Origin of the sequence: Streptococcus sanguinis (genome assembly GCF_050220005.1) — a bacterium.
GTDB lineage: Bacteria > Bacillota > Bacilli > Lactobacillales > Streptococcaceae > Streptococcus > Streptococcus sanguinis_Z.
The window spans coordinates 1,473,987-1,488,663 of record NZ_CP071413.1 but is presented as its reverse complement, the minus strand read 5'-3'; the positions used below and the strand labels follow the sequence as shown (position 1 = coordinate 1,488,663).

Below are 14,677 nucleotides of genomic sequence, written 5' to 3'. Positions count from 1 at the left end.
GAATCATATGTGCAAACGAGGCGATATATATTACGTAGATTTTGGAAATCAGAAAAACAGTCATATCCAACAAGGGATTCGACCGGCCATCGTCGTCAGCAATAATAAAGCTAATGACCATTCTCATTTGGTTACGGTTGTTCCCCTAACCAAGCAGGTTCAAAAGAAAAAGCACCTGCCTACTCATGTGTATCTACCTAAGAAAGTTTTCAAAGGGCTCAAATGGTCCAGCTTGGTTTTAGCAGAACAGATCCTTACGGTGGATAAGTTTCAGCTGAAAAATAAGGTCATGACTATTCGAGAAGAAGCCTGGCTGGTGCGGATTGACCGGGCTTTACGGATGCAGATAGGAGTTTAAAAAATTTTATAATTCCTCACAGTTTCATAGTTTTTGAGATATTTCGAAAATGTTTTAAATAAAAATCATCCATAGTATTGAAGGTGCTATCAATCTTAATCCTATAATAATATTGAAGGTATCATGCTTAAACATCTGACAAAACTGAAAAATAACTAAAATAATAATTAAATAACAAACTAAATATAACACTGAAATAATAATTAAATTATAAACTGAATTGACAACTGAAATTAATTTTGTTATTATGTAATTAAATAATTAATAAGGAGGAATTATCATGTCAAATGATTTAATTGTAGCTTATAAATTTGGAAGTCAGTTTGATGGACAACTTAGTGCTAGAGAAGGGATCAATTTATATAAATTGCATGCTCAAGAGCATGAAGGAAAAGTTTTGTTTACCATCAACAAAGCTCCTAGACCTGAGTTTAGAGATCGAATAAAAAAGATTATCTTAATGACAAGAGACGGGAAGTTTGCTATAATTGGAAAAGTTAATGACCTCGGAAAGGGAAGTATTATTAAACCTTCAAACGAATACACAGCTCCATCTATATGGGATAACGAGGACAGGAGTAGTATGGGCTGGTTTGCTATAGAGGATCTGGAACAGATTCAAATTAATCCCGGAGATTTCACTTCAATAAATGGGAAAGATCTTCTCGATAGTATGAGTGCGAATGCTTATATGACCTATATTGAAATTTAATTAGATATTAAGTAATAGGGAAAAACAATTGAAAAAAAAATTAAATTTTATTGATATTTCAGAAGGGTTTCATTAACCGTTAAAAAAATGTCTGAGGTACAGGAAATTGTCATTTCAGACATTTTTTTGTACATTTTGGGGAAAATCAAACCATGATCAGTTGTTTTTAGTTATACTATAAATATTAACAGAAAGAGGTACTGTATTTGAAAATTTTAGAAATTGAAGTTCTATCAACTTTATATGTTTCAGGAGTTTATATCTACCATATCGAGGTTCAATTCCTGTCGATTTATAATCAGGAAACCCACAGTTTGCGGGTTATGCCAGTTACTAAGGAAGCCATTTCTGACATGGCGGCATACATGATGGAGAACTATTACACTCGTCTGGTTCGTTGTTCTTTGGAAAAAGATTTTACTTGCATAGCTATCTGATATGATGTATAATATAATCATAGATAAGGAATATCTATTTCATCGCCATATGAGACGAGTGACGGTTCTGACTCGTCGGTAAAATAAAAATTGACCGAATGATGAGACGAGTGACGGTTCTGACTCGTCGGTAAAATAAAAATTGACCGAGCGATGAAATAAGGCGAGAGAGTCTGGATGATTCTCTCGTATTTTTTTGAGGAACACCATGAATAATGTTTTTGATATTTATAGGCTGAGTACTAAATTCTACAAAGATTACCCTAAAAAACAGTTTCCTGAAATATTAGTTAAACAAGAACGACCTTATAACTGTATTGTTTTTGAAATCCATAAGGATTATTATGTTTGTATTCCTTATCGAACAAATATTAGGCATAGGAACGCATACCATTTTAAAAGTTCCGTTCGCTCTAGAAAAAATCATTCAGGTCTAGACTATACAAAGCTTGTAGTCATTAACGACGTGGAATATTTAGACAAGAGTCCTGACCCAATAGTCGACCATGATGAGTATCTTGAAACAGTACGGAATATTAAAAAGATTGAAAATGAGGTGTTACAATATTTAGATACTTATTGTCAACATCATAATAAACAAAAAATATTACATCCGAGGGAATACAAGCGTAATTATGGTTTTACTACGTTAGACTATTTTCAAGATTTAATACTGTAATAGAATCAACGTAATAGAATAAACCAATTATCGAAAAGTTTTTCTATTGCGTAAATTGCTTACTTTAGGTATAATGATGTCATTACTGAGGCGATTCGCTGCCTATATCCCAAATGCGAGCGTTAAATGAGTTCTATCTTTTACAAGATAGAACTTTTTTATTTGTCAAGCAAAAACTACAAAAATAGAAAAGACGGAACTACCCTGGTACTAATACGGTACTAAGTCGGTACTTCTTTGCACGAATAATTGTGATATGATTAAGATGTGAAAGAATATAGAGAGGGGTGAATGCTATGCCGAGACGACCCGCTCAGCCCTGCAAATTTCCAAACTGTCCAAGGCTCGTACCTTATGGTTTTAAGTACTGCGAGGATCACCAGTGTGTTCTCTCACTTGAGGCGAAGTCAACAAAAGCTAAAGGTTACGACTCTCGTTGGAATAAAGCTCGGATCCGTTTCTTGAAGACACATCCGCTTTGCGTAAGGTGTCGGGCGAAAGGAATGATTACGCCTGCAACAGTGGTGGATCATGTCACTCCTCATCGAGGGAACCAGAAACTCTTTTGGAATCAGGGCAACTGGCAACCTCTTTGTAAGTCTTGTCATGATAGAAAAACTATGATTGAAGACCGTACTCCTGTTTATAGATACTAAAAAGGTGTATAATATAAGTAAAACATTAGATATAATTTTAGGAAAATAGTGAAATGAATTATGAAGAATATGTTGAAGAAAAAATAGATTTGCCCACACCTTATCCAATTTCAACGTCTGCTAAAAATGAAAAATATTTTGAGGCACTTCAAAGATATTGTGGATATCGGTTTGATTACATTAATAGTTTACTTCGTTTAGGGAAGATACCTAATGCTGATGCTAATGCTGTAAAACAAACGGAGCAAACAATTAAGTGTTTGGATGAAATTATTAATGAAGCTCCTCAAGAAAATCACAAGATTTTATACAGAGTCGTTAGCAAACAATTTTTTGAAGAATTAAAATACTTTAGTGTATTATAGCACACTGTGTTTAATCAACTTTTTCAGTAAATCAAGTATTAGCAAATGTTAGTTTTTAGAAATATAATAATTTACCTCTTTAAAACGGATTTAGTATTAAGAGGTATTTTTTATTTTAGTAGTATCACTTTTTTTAAGGTGATTGTGAGCTTCATATGTGTTAAGTAATTGAGATTAATTGGCAAAACTATTGACAAAGAATAATTATCGTATTAGAATAATCTTGAAAAGAGAATTATTCTAATACGATAATTAGAAGGAGGTATACATATGGATAAACTTTTAACGAAAATTGGAGTTATTCTATCTTTTGCACGGTACCTAATTTTTCTGCTTATTTTTCTATTGTTAGTAGGAGTAGCGGGAATTTTCTTTGGAGGGCAGAATAGTCAGGGGAATTTTATATTTGACTATGGGGATTTCATAATTGAAGCACCAATTATTTATCCCTTATTAATTCTTATAATGGCAATAGTTATATGCTTTATATTTATAAAATTATTAGGGATATGGAGTAGGTTATTGTTAGAGTTTAGCAACGATAAGTATTTTAAAATTAAAAATTTAAAATATCTAAAACAATCCTTTCTATTTTTAATTAGTTCAACAATTTTACAGTTATTAATTAATCTAGTTATTAATATTTTGAATATAGATAATGTAAGTAGCTTGTTTGATTTTTCAATAAAAAATTACTTGATTAATATTTTATTTTTGGCATTAAATTATTTTTTAATTATAGTGTTTAAAAAAGGATATTATATACAGAAAGAAAATGAGGAGATTATTTGATGAGATGGAAGAAATTAAGATAAATTTAGATAAAATAATTAAATCTAGGAATATCACTTCTAAAGAATTGGCAAATAGAATCAATATTACAGAAGCGAATTTATCAATATTAAAAACAGGAAAAGCTAAGGGGGTACGATTTGCTACATTATTAAATATTTGCAGAGAGCTTGATTGCCAACCTGGTGATATATTTGAATACAAAAGGAGTTAAGATAATGAGAAAACAAAGTATATTTATAGGTATGATTTGTCTAATCGCTTCATTCATACTTGTATCATGTGATTTCGGCGCTAACGATACCGTGCAAGATATTAAATCAGAAATCAATCAAGAGACCCCCAAAGAAGATATTGAGGATCTAGGAATAACTCAAGTATCTGAGCAAAAGATTGGGGATGAGTTGGCTATAAGTAGTAATTTTTCTGGATATGTTTATGTGATGAGCACAAAAGAAAACATTGAAACAATTAGGAAAACAGACTTTAGTTTTAATAATAACCCTTTTAAATCTGTAGAAAAAGGTTCTTATCATGATTTTAATATTCGTTATCAGGGTAAAACATATTTTGCAATAAAACAGATAAAAGTTGAGTCGATTAATTCATTGAAGATTTCCTCAGATTATACAGGTAAGATTTTATTGGTTCTGAGGGGAAATAATAGTTAGTAGCAGTTTAATTATTTGATCTCATTTCTTATGAAGTCCCGTAAAGATTAATTTATCGGGACTTTATCTTATCGACAGGGTTTTGGATAAACAAAAATCGCGACCTATGGCTTTCTGGGGTTAATGAAATTGTCAAACTTAAAATGACAAGTGGAGAATAATAAAAGGCCCTCCTACCACTATGACCTAACTAATTGCTCAGAGTAGTTGAGAGCCTGAAATTCAAACCATTATAATAAATAACGAATATAGAGTTTGTTAACACAGTCTTTTATTTATTTATAGAGAGGGGTGAAGACCATGCCGAGACGACCCGCTCAACCCTGCAAATTTCCAAACTGTCCGCTGCTTGTTCCTTATGGCTCTAAGTACTGCAAGGAACACGAGAGTGTTCTCTCGCTTGAGGTGAAGTCAACAAAGGATAAAGGTTACGACTCCCGTTGGAATAAAGCTCGGGTTCGTTTTTTGAAAACACATCCGCTTTGCGTGAGGTGTCGGGCGAAAGGAATGATTACACCTGCAACAGTGGTGGATCATGTCACTCCTCATCGAGGGAACCAAAAACTCTTTTGGAATGAGGGCAACTGGCAACCTCTTTGTAAATCCTGTCATGATCGAAAGACTATGACGGAGGATCATAATCCGATTTATGGATATGATTTTTGGTGAGGGGTAGGGGGGATCAAATCTCTGTGACTCACCTCTCAAAAGACCGTGGCCCCCTCAAACGTGCATTTTCGCAAAATGCAAAAGGGGTATATTTTTTGAAGAAATAAATAACTGAGAAACAAGCTGTAACAAGATGTTATGGCTTATTTTTCTTTCGTTTTATGGTTTAAAAGATTAGAGATTTCAGTAAAGAAAGGAGGCAGAAATGGACGATTTTCAACGAAAACAGATTAGAAAACTACGTTCTGAAGGTTTGGGATACCAATCAATTGGAAAGATAGTCGGTTTGTCTAGGGATTCTGTTCGCAATTACTGCAAACGAAATCCGGAACTATTGGGCTATCGAAATGCCGTCACAAAGATGATGAAAGACCAAGCCAGCGGCCTTCCTTGTTGCCTTCACTGTAAAGAAACCTTTATCCCCAAAGGAACTGGTCGACCTAAGAAGTTTTGTTCGGATGCCTGTCGGAGATACTGGTGGCAGAACCATCCAGAATTACACCAGAAACAAAATACAGCTTACTATGAATTGACTTGCCAACATTGCGGTAAGTCTTTTTTATCATACGGCAATGCGAACCGGAAGTTTTGTAGCCATGCCTGCTATATTCAATCTCGTTTTTACTAAGGAGGTAGTATGAAAGTCACACAAGATATGACATGGGTTTCTTTACCCATTGACTCTTTAAAACCAGCGGCTTATAACCCACGAAAGAAACTCAAGAAGGGTGATAAGGAATACGAAAAAATCAAGAAATCCATTGTGGAGTTTGGTTATGTTGACCCAATTATTGTTAATTTCGATGGCACTGTAATTGGAGGCCATCAACGACTGACCGTCTTATCTGACTTAGGCTATAAAGAAGTTCAATGTGTTCAGGTTCGGATTGATGATGAGAATAAGGTAAAGGCCCTGAATGTTGCTTTAAATAAAATCACAGGCGCGTGGAATGAAGAACTTCTCGCAGACCTGATGGTGGACTTGCAAGATGCGGATTTCAATTTGGACCTAACCGGTTTTGAAGCCCCGGAAATCGATCAGCTATTTTCTAAGGTTCACAACAAGGAAGTGAAAGAAGATGACTTTGATGTAGATGGGGAGCTGACAAAACCGACTATCTCGAAACAAGGAGATATCTGGCATCTTGGGAAACACCGAGTGATTTGTGGTGATTCTACAAAGCTAGAAACTTATCAGCTTCTCCTGGGAGATAAGAAGGCCAACCTTGTCGTAACTGACCCTCCTTACAATGTTAATGTGGAAGAAACAGCGGGAAAAATCAAAAATGATGATATGTCCGATGCGGATTTTTATCAGTTCCTTTTTAACATGTTTGTCAATGTAGAACAGTCCATGGAGGATGATGCTTCCATCTATGTTTTCCATGCAGATACAGAAGGATTGAATTTCAGAAAGGCCTTTAAGGACGCTGGCTTTTATCTGAGCGGTTGTTGCGTTTGGAAAAAGAATGCCTTGGTATTAGGTAGAAGCCCTTACCAGTGGCAACATGAACCTGTGCTCTATGGCTGGAAACAAAAAGGAAAACACCAATGGTTTTCTGATAGAAAGCAGACGACCATTTGGGAATATGACCGTCCAAAATCCAGCAAAGAGCATCCGACTATGAAGCCTGTTCAGCTTATGGCTTATCCGATTCAGAATTCTTCCATGCGAGGGACACTTATCCTGGACCCATTTTTAGGCAGTGGCTCTACCTTAATTGCGGCTGATCAGACCGGTCGGGTTTGTTATGGTATTGAATTGGATGAGAAGTTTGTGGATGTTATTGTCAAACGTTATATGGAAGCGACGGAAAAGTCAGATGTGCAGCTAATCCGTGAGGGCAAGACCTTAGCTTTTGAAGAAGCAGTTAGTAAGTATGAGAAGGAAACAAGCGAAGCATAAGAAGGTGACGGAAACAGAAGCCCTCCAATATCTCAAGGGACTGTCTGAACAATTGGTTGACTTATCACAAGATTCTCCTGGGGTACAGGAATTGAGGAACGCTATAGAGCGTGCTCGTAAGACTAGACAATTTGGATGTTTGGAACTAGAGTATTTGGACCAAGCGATGAAAGAACTTGAATCAAAATTTCAAAATTAAGCATAATAATTATCTATTATAACTGGATAAATATGCAGATTAGAGGTATTATACCATTGACCAAATTAAATCCCCCAAAGGAGAAACATATGATGCTCTATTCAAATGCAGAAGCCAACCTGATCTTGGAACAAGCTCGTAATCGTTTAGCCCTCTTATCCAAAGGATTTATAACCTTGGCTCAGGAACAAGAGTTGGACAGTGTAGAACAGGAAGATGCAACTCAGGTTCAGAACTTACTAACTTCTATTCAAGAAGCCGATACGAGTGGAAAAATGGCTGATATGGAATTGCAGCTGATTGTTGAGGATACTAATCGTATCTGGGAAGAAGTATCTTTCACTTAGACGATGGAAGGAAAATAAAAATGAATGCGAAGATTGTAGAATTACTGAAAAGGCGCTATCCTGCTGGAACGAGAGTTCGGCTCTTAAAAATGGAAGACCCGAATCCAGTGCCAGTTGGTATGTTGGGAACGGTGGAAGATGTGGATGATATTGGTTCCTTGATTGTTCAATGGGACAATGAACGGCAACTCCATGTGTTGCATGGTATTGATGAAGTCGAGAAAATCGATTCATAAGAAATAAAGCCTTCGGGCTTTTTTCTTGTGGACTGAAGGAGGTGAGGGCATGGCACAAAAGGGCAGAAAGCCCAAACCAACTAGTTTGAAAATCTTAGAAGGTAATCCAGGCAAGCGCCCACTTCCAAAGAATGAAATTCAGCCTAAGAAGAAAGCTCCTAGATGCCCTTCCTGGCTTGAAGAAGATGCCAAAAAAGAATGGAAGCGTATGGGCAAAGTCCTGGAAGGGTTGGGACTTTTAACTGATATGGATATGATGGCTTTTGCAGGTTACTGCCAAGCTTATGCACGCTGGAAGGAAGCAGAAGAGTTACTTTCAAAACACGGCTCTATCATCAAAACTCCCAATGGCTATCTCCAACAAGTGCCACAAGTTTCCATTTCTCAGACTAATCTCAAAATCATGCTCAAGTTCTGTGAGCAGTTTGGTTTAACTCCATCTGCCAGAACACGGCTGGCTTCAATGGATACAGAAGTGGGGTCAGGTGATGAAATGGAAGATTTACTAGGAGAGCGCTTATGAAGTATCACTATATCCCTTCTCCCTTCATGCTTCCAACTTCTCATTATGATGAGAAAAAGGCAGACCGGGCAGTAACCTTCATTCAGAATCTCTGCCACACCAAAGGGCGCTGGGCGGGAAAGAAATTTTTATTATTACCCTGGCAGGAACAAATTGTACGTGACCTTTTTGGTATCGTAAAGGAAGATGGGAATCGACAGTTCCTGACGGCCTATGTAGAGATTCCCAAAAAGAATGGGAAGTCTGAACTGGCTGCTGCTATTGCTCTTTATCTCTTATACGCAGACGGGGAAGCTAGTGCCGAAGTGTATGGAGCGGCTTGTGACCGAAATCAGGCTTCTATTGTTTTTGATGTGGCCAAGCAAATGGTTTTGATGAGTAGGGCTTTAGAAAAACGCTCCAAAGTCATGGGTGCCACTAAACGTATCATCAATTATTCCAATGCAGGCTTCTATCAAGTGTTATCGGCTGAAACTGGGACCAAGCATGGACTCAATGTATCAGGTTTAGTCTTTGATGAAATTCATGCTCAGCCCAATCGCCATTTATACGATGTCTTAACCAAAGGGAGTGGTGATGCCAGGGAGCAGCCCCTCTTTTTTATTATCACGACAGCAGGAAATGACAAAAACTCCATCTGCTATGAACTGCATACCAAGGCCTTAGATATACTAAAGGGGCGAAAAAAAGATAGTACCTTTTATCCAGTTGTTTATGGCCTTTCAGAAGAAGATGATTGGAACGATGAAGAGAACTGGCTAAAGGCTAATCCTTCCCTTGGTCATACAATTGGGATTGACCGGGTTCGGGAAGCTTATTTGAATGCCTTAGATAACCCAGCAGAAGAAAATGTATTCAAGCAATTGCGACTCAATATCTGGACAAATTCAGCTGTGACTTGGATTCCGGAACATATCTACGATAAGGGGAGTCAACCGATTGATGTGGAGATTTTAAAGGGCAGAGATTGTTATGCTGGTCTGGATTTATCTTCCACTTCAGATATTACGGCCTTTGTCCTAATTTTCCCACCAAGACGTGAAGTAGAAAATTATCAGGTTCTTCCCTTCTTTTGGTTACCTGAAGATACACTAGCTCTCAGGTCCCGACGAGATCATGTGTTGTATGATGTCTGGGAAAAGCAAGGCTTTCTTCTTACCACAGAAGGGAATGTCGTTCATTATGGTTTTATTGAACAGTTCATTGAAGAACTGTCCACTATCTACCATATCAAAGAAATTGCCTATGACCGCTGGAATGCGACACAGATGGTTCAGAACCTAGAAGGCATGGGCTTAACAATGGTTCCATTTGGTCAGGGCTATAAGGACATGAGTCCACCTTCCAAAGAGTACTATAAACTCATGATGGAAGGTAAAATCCAGCATGGAGGTCATCCGGTTCTAAAATGGATGGCCCAAAACGTAGTCATGAGACAGGATCCAGCCGGAAATATTAAGCCTGATAAAGAAAAATCTGTCGAAAAGATTGACGGGATTGTCGCAACCATTATGGCTTTAGACAGGTGCATTCGACATCAAAAGAATGACGGTAGTATTTATGATGAGCGAGGAATCTTATCCTTTTAAATTTGTTAGATTTTCCACAATTGAAAGAGTGATTGTAAAGCATCTCAAGCGAGGTGCTTTTTTTCATGCCTAGAAAAGGAGATGACTATGGGAATATTGGAACGATTAGGACTAAAACGACAGAGGGGAGAGCCCGAAAATAAGTATGAAGGAAATGACTTTTCGCTACTCTTTGGTCGAACCACGAGTGGGAAAACTGTTAATGAACGGACGGCATTACAAACGACAGCGGTTTATGCCTGCGTAAGGATTCTGTCAGAGACCATTGCGTCTTTACCTCTTCATGTTTATCGATACACCGAAGGAGGAAAAGCAAAGGATACGGAACATGTCCTTTACACGCTTTTGCATGATGAGCCGAATCCTGACATGACATCTTTTGTCTTTCGGGAAACCTTGATGAGCCATCTCTTGATCTGGGGAAATGCCTATGCTCAGATTCTTCGTGACCGTTCAGGTCAGGTGATTGGGCTGTATCCTTTGCTGCCGGATCAGATGAGTGTCCACCGAAGTGAGAAGGGGAAGCTCTTTTATGTTTACAACCGCTATGAGGAAGATAATCCTAATTTTCAGGAAAAGGGAAGCATTGTTTTATCGCAAGAAGAAGTGCTTCATATTCCGGGATTAGGGTTTGATGGTCTGATTGGTTATTCTCCGATTGCTCTGGCGAAGAATGCGGTGGGGATGACGCTTGCTTGTGAAGAATATGGCGCTAGTTTCTTTGGAAACGGTGCTAACCCCGGTGGAGTGCTCGAACACCCGGGGATCTTAAAAGACCCTGCTAAGGTCCGAGATTCCTGGAATGCAGTCTATCAGGGGACACGAAATGCTCATAAGGTAGCTGTCCTGGAAGAAGGGATGAGCTATAAGCAAATTGGGATACCGCCTGAAGAAGCACAGTTCTTGGAAACCCGTAAATTTCAAATCAATGAGATTGCGCGTCTCTTTCGGATACCACCGCACATGGTAGGAGATTTAGAGAAGTCCAGTTTTTCTAATATTGAGCAACAATCTCTTGAGTTTGTTAAGTATACCTTGGACCCTTGGGTCGTTCGGTTTGAACAAGCCCTTAAGAAAAGTTTGCTGCTGCCAGAAGAAAAGAAGACCCATTTCATTAAATTTAATGTAGATGGCCTGCTTCGTGGAGACTACCAAAGTCGGATGAACGGCTATGCGATTGGCCGACAAAACGGCTGGCTCTCGACAAACGATATCCGGGAGCTAGAAGAACTCAACCCTATCCCGCCAGAAGAAGGCGGTGACCTTTATCTCATTAATGGCAATATGACCAAGCTAAAAGATGCAGGAGGATTTATGAAAGATAACCATGAAGGAGAGAGTCATGAATAAATTTTGGAATTTCAGCGAGGATGAAACGGGGCGTGTGCTGCATCTAAATGGTACGATTGCTAGTGAATCCTGGGTGGATGATGATGTTACTCCGCAAATTTTTAAGAATGAACTCATGAGTGGCACCGGACCATTGACCTTATGGATTAACTCACCGGGTGGAGATGTCTTCGCGGCAGCTCAAATCTACAATATGTTAATGGACTACAAAGATGACGTCACCGTCAATATTGATGGAATTGCAGCTTCGGCCGCCAGTGTCATTGCTATGGCGGGAACCACCGTCAATATGAGTCCGGTAGCTATGATGATGATTCACAATCCGATGACCGTCGCAATTGGGGACTCTAAAGAAATGGAGAAGGCTATTGCTATGTTATCGGAAGTCAAAGAGTCTATTCTCAATGCCTACGAAATTAAGACTAGCTTGTCTCGTGTGCAGTTGTCCCACTTGATGGATGCTGAGTCTTGGTTTAATGCTAAGAAGGCTCTTGAACTTGGGTTTGCGGATTCTATTTTGTATGAGCCTGTACCTCATGAAGATGGGACGGTTCAAAGTATGATGTTTAGTCGAGCAGCGGTGACCAACCAGCTGCTTTTAAAATTGGCTGATAAAAAACCTCAGCCCAAAACACCAGTTTCTCAGTTAGAGAAACGGTTATCACTCTTAAAATAAGAAAGGAATAACCATGAGTAAAATTTTACAATTGCGGGAAAAACGAGCACAGGTATGGGAGAAAGCAAAAAGCTTTCTGGATACCTGTCGGGATGATAAGGGGCTGGTTTCTGTAGAAGATACGGCCCGTTATGAAGAAATGGAAGATGAGGTTGTTCGCCTTGGTAAAGAGATTGAACGTTTGGAGCGGCAGGAAGCACTGGACAAGGAATTAGCCAGTCCGGTTAGTCAAGCCATTGTTGCCAGTCCAACCGTAGGCGGAGGAAATCCAAAAGGCGGACGTTCCTCTAAAGCCTATAACACAGCTTTTTGGAACAATATCCGCAAGAAAAACTTCTATGATATCGAAAATACCCTCAGTATTGGAGACGACTCACGTGGCGGTTACTTGGTTCCAGATGAATATGAGAAACGTCTGATCCAGGCTCTTCAAGAAGAAAACTTCATGCGGAGTCTTGCAACGGTCATTCAGACTTCAAGCGGGGAGCGGAAGATTCCAGTTGTGTCAGGGAACGGTGAAGCCACTTGGATGGATGAGAACTCTAAGTTCAAGGAATCAGAAGATACCTTTAGTCAAGTAACGCTTGGTTCCCATAAGGTTGGAACAGCTATTAAGATTTCTGATGAGCTGCTCTATGATTCCGTCTTTGATTTGGAAAGCTATATGGCTAATGAATTTGCTCGTCGTATTGGTGTGAAGGAAGAAGAAGCTTTTCTGATTGGTGATGGAACAGGTAAGCCAACTGGAATTTTTCAAACGGTCACTGAAGGGGCGACTAGTGGTGGTGCGACGATTACCTTTGACGATGTCATGGATTTGTATCACTCGCTTAAATCGCCTTATCGGAAAAATGCAGTATGGATTTTGAACGACTCCACCGTAAAAGCTTTACGGAAACTCAAGGACAATAACGGCAACTATATCTGGCAGCCATCTGTTCAAGCTGGTGTACCAGATATGATTCTGAATCGTCCCTATTTCACCTCTAGCTTTGTACCAACGATTGATACAGGTAAAAAAGTTTTGGCTTTCGGTGACTTTTCTTACTACTGGATTGCGGACCGTCAAGGACGTTCCTTTAAGCGTCTGAATGAGCTCTATGCAGAAAGTGGTCAAGTTGGCTTCCTTGCTAGTCAGCGTGTGGATGGTAAGTTAATTCTGAATGAAGCGGTTAAAGTTTTGACCATGAAATGAGGCTTCTCATGAAGATTAGTTTGGAGGAAGCAAAGAACTATCTAAGGGTTGAACACTCAGAGGATGACCACTTGATTCAAGTTATGATTTCTGCCAGTGAAGAGTTGTGTTCCAGTATCCTACGCAAGAATCTGGAGGAAGTGACGGAGGAGAAAGAAGTTGACTTCCTTCAGACGATTGTTTTGTTTGGGACAGCTTATCTTTATGAGCACCGAGAAGAAGGAGGGCAGGATAGTTTGGTAGAACTCCTCAAGGCTCTTCTTTCTGCTCACAGAAGGGATGTGTTCTGATGAAGATAGCTCCATTACGCAAACGGGTTTTCTTTGAAAAACGAGTCATTGTGCAAGATGCTATTGGCAATGAAAGCAGTCAGTGGCAGCCATTGTTTTCTAGGTGGTGTTCCTGCAAGGTACTTCTTGAAACGGAAGGCACTGCAACAGTAATGGTCAAGAATATTCATCAGTTACGCTTTACGCTACGCTACGACCCTGCTATTCAAGAGTTGGATAGTAAAACCACTCGTCTTCGCTTTGAGAATAAGGTTTATAATATCAAGGCCATTGATTCGTTGACTTATCCTCAGAAGATAATCCTGATAGATGCGACAGAGGAGGTACAATATGCCAACAATTGACCCGTCTAACCTAGATCGAGCTATTCAAAAGGAGTTAGAGGATTATGTGGAAAGGTCTACTGAAACTGTGAAAGCAGTGGTGGAAGACAGCACAAAGGAAGCCGTCAATGAGTTAAAGCAACATTCTCCGAAAAAGCGGGGAAAATATGCACGAGGCTGGACCTCTACTGCGACTAAAGAAACGAATCTAGCTTTGACAAAAACGATTTATAATCGAACACCAGGACTGACACATCTCCTTGAAAATGGTCATGCTAAACGAGGCGGTGGTAGGGTGGAAGGAATTCGTCATATTGCTCCTGTTGAAGAAAAGATGATTCGCCAATTTGAAGAGCGCTTGAAGGAGAAATTATGAAGAAAGATGAGTGGTTTCCATTTTTAAGCAGTCTAGGTTTGCCCTGTGCCTATCATCATTTTGAGGAGGGGCATAGTCCAGCTCCTCCCTTTTTGGTGTATTGGTTTCCTGCTTCTCAAAATTATGGTGCAGATAATCTGGCTTATCACAAAGGAAGTCAAGTCAGACTGGAGCTTTATACTGAGAAAAAAAGCCTTGAATTAGAAGAGAAAATAGAAGCCAAACTCGACAGTCATTCTCTCTTTTTTGACAAGGAAGAAACCTATTTGGATACAGAAAAGCTGTATCAGGTTATTTATCATTTAAGTCAATAGAAAGGAAAAATCCG

At 39.0% G+C, this 14,677-nt stretch carries 23 protein-coding genes; all 23 read left to right on the top strand.

The features are described 5' to 3' along the window. Positions 1-7: 7 nt before the first annotated feature. The 23 genes from J1C86_RS07260 to J1C86_RS07150 all read left to right on the top strand — a co-directional run bounded on the left by J1C86_RS07260 (position 8) and on the right by J1C86_RS07150 (position 14,663). Positions 8-358: a type II toxin-antitoxin system PemK/MazF family toxin gene (locus tag J1C86_RS07260; protein ID WP_002904822.1), complete on the top strand. Its 351-nt coding sequence runs from the start codon at positions 8-10 to the stop codon at positions 356-358. Positions 359-638: 280 nt separating this feature from the next. Next, entirely contained in the window at positions 639-1,070 is a 432-nt protein-coding gene (locus J1C86_RS07255) for a hypothetical protein (RefSeq protein WP_002904820.1), read from the top strand. A gap of 206 nt (positions 1,071-1,276) precedes the next feature. After that, positions 1,277-1,507: a hypothetical protein gene (locus J1C86_RS07250; RefSeq protein WP_002904818.1), complete on the top strand. Its 231-nt coding sequence runs from the start codon at positions 1,277-1,279 to the stop codon at positions 1,505-1,507. Positions 1,508-1,715: 208 nt separating this feature from the next. Further along, positions 1,716-2,186 (top strand): type III toxin-antitoxin system TenpIN family toxin, encoded by a 471-nt coding sequence (tenpIN, locus tag J1C86_RS07245; protein WP_002904817.1) that lies wholly within the window; start codon positions 1,716-1,718, stop codon positions 2,184-2,186. Between the two features lie 296 nt (positions 2,187-2,482). Further along, positions 2,483-2,842 carry an HNH endonuclease signature motif containing protein gene (locus tag J1C86_RS07240; RefSeq protein ID WP_427150790.1) on the top strand — a complete coding sequence of 120 codons (360 nt, stop codon included), beginning with the start codon at positions 2,483-2,485 and terminating at the stop codon, positions 2,840-2,842. Between the two features lie 53 nt (positions 2,843-2,895). Continuing rightward, on the top strand, positions 2,896-3,207 hold the full coding sequence (locus J1C86_RS07235) for an ADP-ribosyltransferase (RefSeq protein WP_427150789.1): 312 nt from the start codon (positions 2,896-2,898) through the stop codon (positions 3,205-3,207). Between the two features lie 270 nt (positions 3,208-3,477). Continuing rightward, positions 3,478-3,999 carry a DUF2975 domain-containing protein gene (locus tag J1C86_RS07230; protein ID WP_002906198.1) on the top strand — a complete coding sequence of 174 codons (522 nt, stop codon included), beginning with the start codon at positions 3,478-3,480 and terminating at the stop codon, positions 3,997-3,999. Between the two features lie 4 nt (positions 4,000-4,003). Continuing rightward, positions 4,004-4,213 carry a helix-turn-helix domain-containing protein gene (locus J1C86_RS07225; RefSeq protein ID WP_032908247.1) on the top strand — a complete coding sequence of 70 codons (210 nt, stop codon included), beginning with the start codon at positions 4,004-4,006 and terminating at the stop codon, positions 4,211-4,213. 4 nt (positions 4,214-4,217) lie between these two features. Further along, positions 4,218-4,670 carry a hypothetical protein gene (locus J1C86_RS07220; protein ID WP_125409749.1) on the top strand — a complete coding sequence of 151 codons (453 nt, stop codon included), beginning with the start codon at positions 4,218-4,220 and terminating at the stop codon, positions 4,668-4,670. Positions 4,671-4,970: 300 nt separating this feature from the next. Beyond that, a complete protein-coding gene (locus tag J1C86_RS07215; protein WP_032911919.1) occupies positions 4,971-5,339 on the top strand; it encodes an HNH endonuclease signature motif containing protein in 369 nt (122 codons plus the stop codon). Between the two features lie 205 nt (positions 5,340-5,544). Beyond that, on the top strand, positions 5,545-5,967 hold the full coding sequence (locus tag J1C86_RS07210) for a helix-turn-helix domain-containing protein (protein WP_032911921.1): 423 nt from the start codon (positions 5,545-5,547) through the stop codon (positions 5,965-5,967). A gap of 9 nt (positions 5,968-5,976) precedes the next feature. Continuing rightward, positions 5,977-7,245, top strand: coding sequence for a site-specific DNA-methyltransferase (locus J1C86_RS07205; protein ID WP_002904805.1), 1,269 nt, complete (start codon positions 5,977-5,979; stop codon positions 7,243-7,245). Between the two features lie 288 nt (positions 7,246-7,533). After that, complete coding sequence (locus tag J1C86_RS07200; protein WP_235787774.1) at positions 7,534-7,791, top strand: hypothetical protein; 258 nt, start codon at positions 7,534-7,536, stop codon at positions 7,789-7,791. Positions 7,792-7,811: 20 nt separating this feature from the next. Next, entirely contained in the window at positions 7,812-8,027 is a 216-nt protein-coding gene (locus J1C86_RS07195; RefSeq protein WP_125409476.1) for a DUF4314 domain-containing protein, read from the top strand. A gap of 49 nt (positions 8,028-8,076) precedes the next feature. Next, entirely contained in the window at positions 8,077-8,550 is a 474-nt protein-coding gene (locus tag J1C86_RS07190; RefSeq protein WP_125409474.1) for a phage terminase small subunit P27 family, read from the top strand. Beyond that, a complete protein-coding gene (locus J1C86_RS07185) occupies positions 8,547-10,139 on the top strand; it encodes a terminase large subunit (RefSeq protein ID WP_125409472.1) in 1,593 nt (530 codons plus the stop codon). Before J1C86_RS07190 ends, J1C86_RS07185 begins: the two co-directional genes overlap by 4 nt. A gap of 87 nt (positions 10,140-10,226) precedes the next feature. Beyond that, on the top strand, positions 10,227-11,489 hold the full coding sequence (locus J1C86_RS07180; protein ID WP_125409470.1) for a phage portal protein: 1,263 nt from the start codon (positions 10,227-10,229) through the stop codon (positions 11,487-11,489). Continuing rightward, on the top strand, positions 11,482-12,165 hold the full coding sequence (locus tag J1C86_RS07175) for a head maturation protease, ClpP-related (protein WP_125409468.1): 684 nt from the start codon (positions 11,482-11,484) through the stop codon (positions 12,163-12,165). Before J1C86_RS07180 ends, J1C86_RS07175 begins: the two co-directional genes overlap by 8 nt. Before the next feature lie 13 nt (positions 12,166-12,178). Beyond that, positions 12,179-13,360 (top strand): phage major capsid protein, encoded by a 1,182-nt coding sequence (locus J1C86_RS07170; protein WP_125409467.1) that lies wholly within the window; start codon positions 12,179-12,181, stop codon positions 13,358-13,360. A gap of 8 nt (positions 13,361-13,368) precedes the next feature. Beyond that, entirely contained in the window at positions 13,369-13,650 is a 282-nt protein-coding gene (locus tag J1C86_RS07165; RefSeq protein ID WP_185757527.1) for a head-tail connector protein, read from the top strand. Continuing rightward, positions 13,650-13,994: a head-tail adaptor protein gene (locus J1C86_RS07160; protein WP_125409462.1), complete on the top strand. Its 345-nt coding sequence runs from the start codon at positions 13,650-13,652 to the stop codon at positions 13,992-13,994. Before J1C86_RS07165 ends, J1C86_RS07160 begins: the two co-directional genes overlap by 1 nt. Next, positions 13,981-14,349, top strand: coding sequence for an HK97 gp10 family phage protein (locus J1C86_RS07155; protein WP_125409460.1), 369 nt, complete (start codon positions 13,981-13,983; stop codon positions 14,347-14,349). The genes J1C86_RS07160 and J1C86_RS07155 overlap by 14 nt, the downstream gene beginning before the upstream one ends. Then, complete coding sequence (locus tag J1C86_RS07150) at positions 14,346-14,663, top strand: hypothetical protein (RefSeq protein ID WP_002904782.1); 318 nt, start codon at positions 14,346-14,348, stop codon at positions 14,661-14,663. The genes J1C86_RS07155 and J1C86_RS07150 overlap by 4 nt, the downstream gene beginning before the upstream one ends. Positions 14,664-14,677: the final 14 nt, after the last annotated feature.

Bases quoted from the DNA above. Each gene is read 5' to 3' on its own strand.
- J1C86_RS07220 (WP_125409749.1), top strand. From the start codon at position 4,218: ATGAGAAAACAAAGTATATTTATAGGTATGATTTGTCTAATCGCTTCA.
- tenpIN (WP_002904817.1), top strand. From the start codon at position 1,716: ATGAATAATGTTTTTGATATTTATAGGCTGAGTACTAAATTCTACAAA.
- J1C86_RS07190 (WP_125409474.1), top strand. From the start codon at position 8,077: ATGGCACAAAAGGGCAGAAAGCCCAAACCAACTAGTTTGAAAATCTTA.
- J1C86_RS07240 (WP_427150790.1), top strand. From the start codon at position 2,483: ATGCCGAGACGACCCGCTCAGCCCTGCAAATTTCCAAACTGTCCAAGG.
- J1C86_RS07200 (WP_235787774.1), top strand. From the start codon at position 7,534: ATGATGCTCTATTCAAATGCAGAAGCCAACCTGATCTTGGAACAAGCT.
- J1C86_RS07210 (WP_032911921.1), top strand. From the start codon at position 5,545: ATGGACGATTTTCAACGAAAACAGATTAGAAAACTACGTTCTGAAGGT.
- J1C86_RS07165 (WP_185757527.1), top strand. From the start codon at position 13,369: ATGAAGATTAGTTTGGAGGAAGCAAAGAACTATCTAAGGGTTGAACAC.
- J1C86_RS07230 (WP_002906198.1), top strand. From the start codon at position 3,478: ATGGATAAACTTTTAACGAAAATTGGAGTTATTCTATCTTTTGCACGG.
- J1C86_RS07205 (WP_002904805.1), top strand. From the start codon at position 5,977: ATGAAAGTCACACAAGATATGACATGGGTTTCTTTACCCATTGACTCT.
- J1C86_RS07195 (WP_125409476.1), top strand. From the start codon at position 7,812: ATGAATGCGAAGATTGTAGAATTACTGAAAAGGCGCTATCCTGCTGGA.
- J1C86_RS07160 (WP_125409462.1), top strand. From the start codon at position 13,650: ATGAAGATAGCTCCATTACGCAAACGGGTTTTCTTTGAAAAACGAGTC.
- J1C86_RS07150 (WP_002904782.1), top strand. From the start codon at position 14,346: ATGAAGAAAGATGAGTGGTTTCCATTTTTAAGCAGTCTAGGTTTGCCC.
- J1C86_RS07180 (WP_125409470.1), top strand. From the start codon at position 10,227: ATGGGAATATTGGAACGATTAGGACTAAAACGACAGAGGGGAGAGCCC.
- J1C86_RS07255 (WP_002904820.1), top strand. From the start codon at position 639: ATGTCAAATGATTTAATTGTAGCTTATAAATTTGGAAGTCAGTTTGAT.
- J1C86_RS07225 (WP_032908247.1), top strand. From the start codon at position 4,004: ATGGAAGAAATTAAGATAAATTTAGATAAAATAATTAAATCTAGGAAT.
- J1C86_RS07175 (WP_125409468.1), top strand. From the start codon at position 11,482: ATGAATAAATTTTGGAATTTCAGCGAGGATGAAACGGGGCGTGTGCTG.
- J1C86_RS07170 (WP_125409467.1), top strand. From the start codon at position 12,179: ATGAGTAAAATTTTACAATTGCGGGAAAAACGAGCACAGGTATGGGAG.
- J1C86_RS07235 (WP_427150789.1), top strand. From the start codon at position 2,896: ATGAATTATGAAGAATATGTTGAAGAAAAAATAGATTTGCCCACACCT.
- J1C86_RS07260 (WP_002904822.1), top strand. From the start codon at position 8: ATGTGCAAACGAGGCGATATATATTACGTAGATTTTGGAAATCAGAAA.
- J1C86_RS07185 (WP_125409472.1), top strand. From the start codon at position 8,547: ATGAAGTATCACTATATCCCTTCTCCCTTCATGCTTCCAACTTCTCAT.
- J1C86_RS07215 (WP_032911919.1), top strand. From the start codon at position 4,971: ATGCCGAGACGACCCGCTCAACCCTGCAAATTTCCAAACTGTCCGCTG.
- J1C86_RS07155 (WP_125409460.1), top strand. From the start codon at position 13,981: ATGCCAACAATTGACCCGTCTAACCTAGATCGAGCTATTCAAAAGGAG.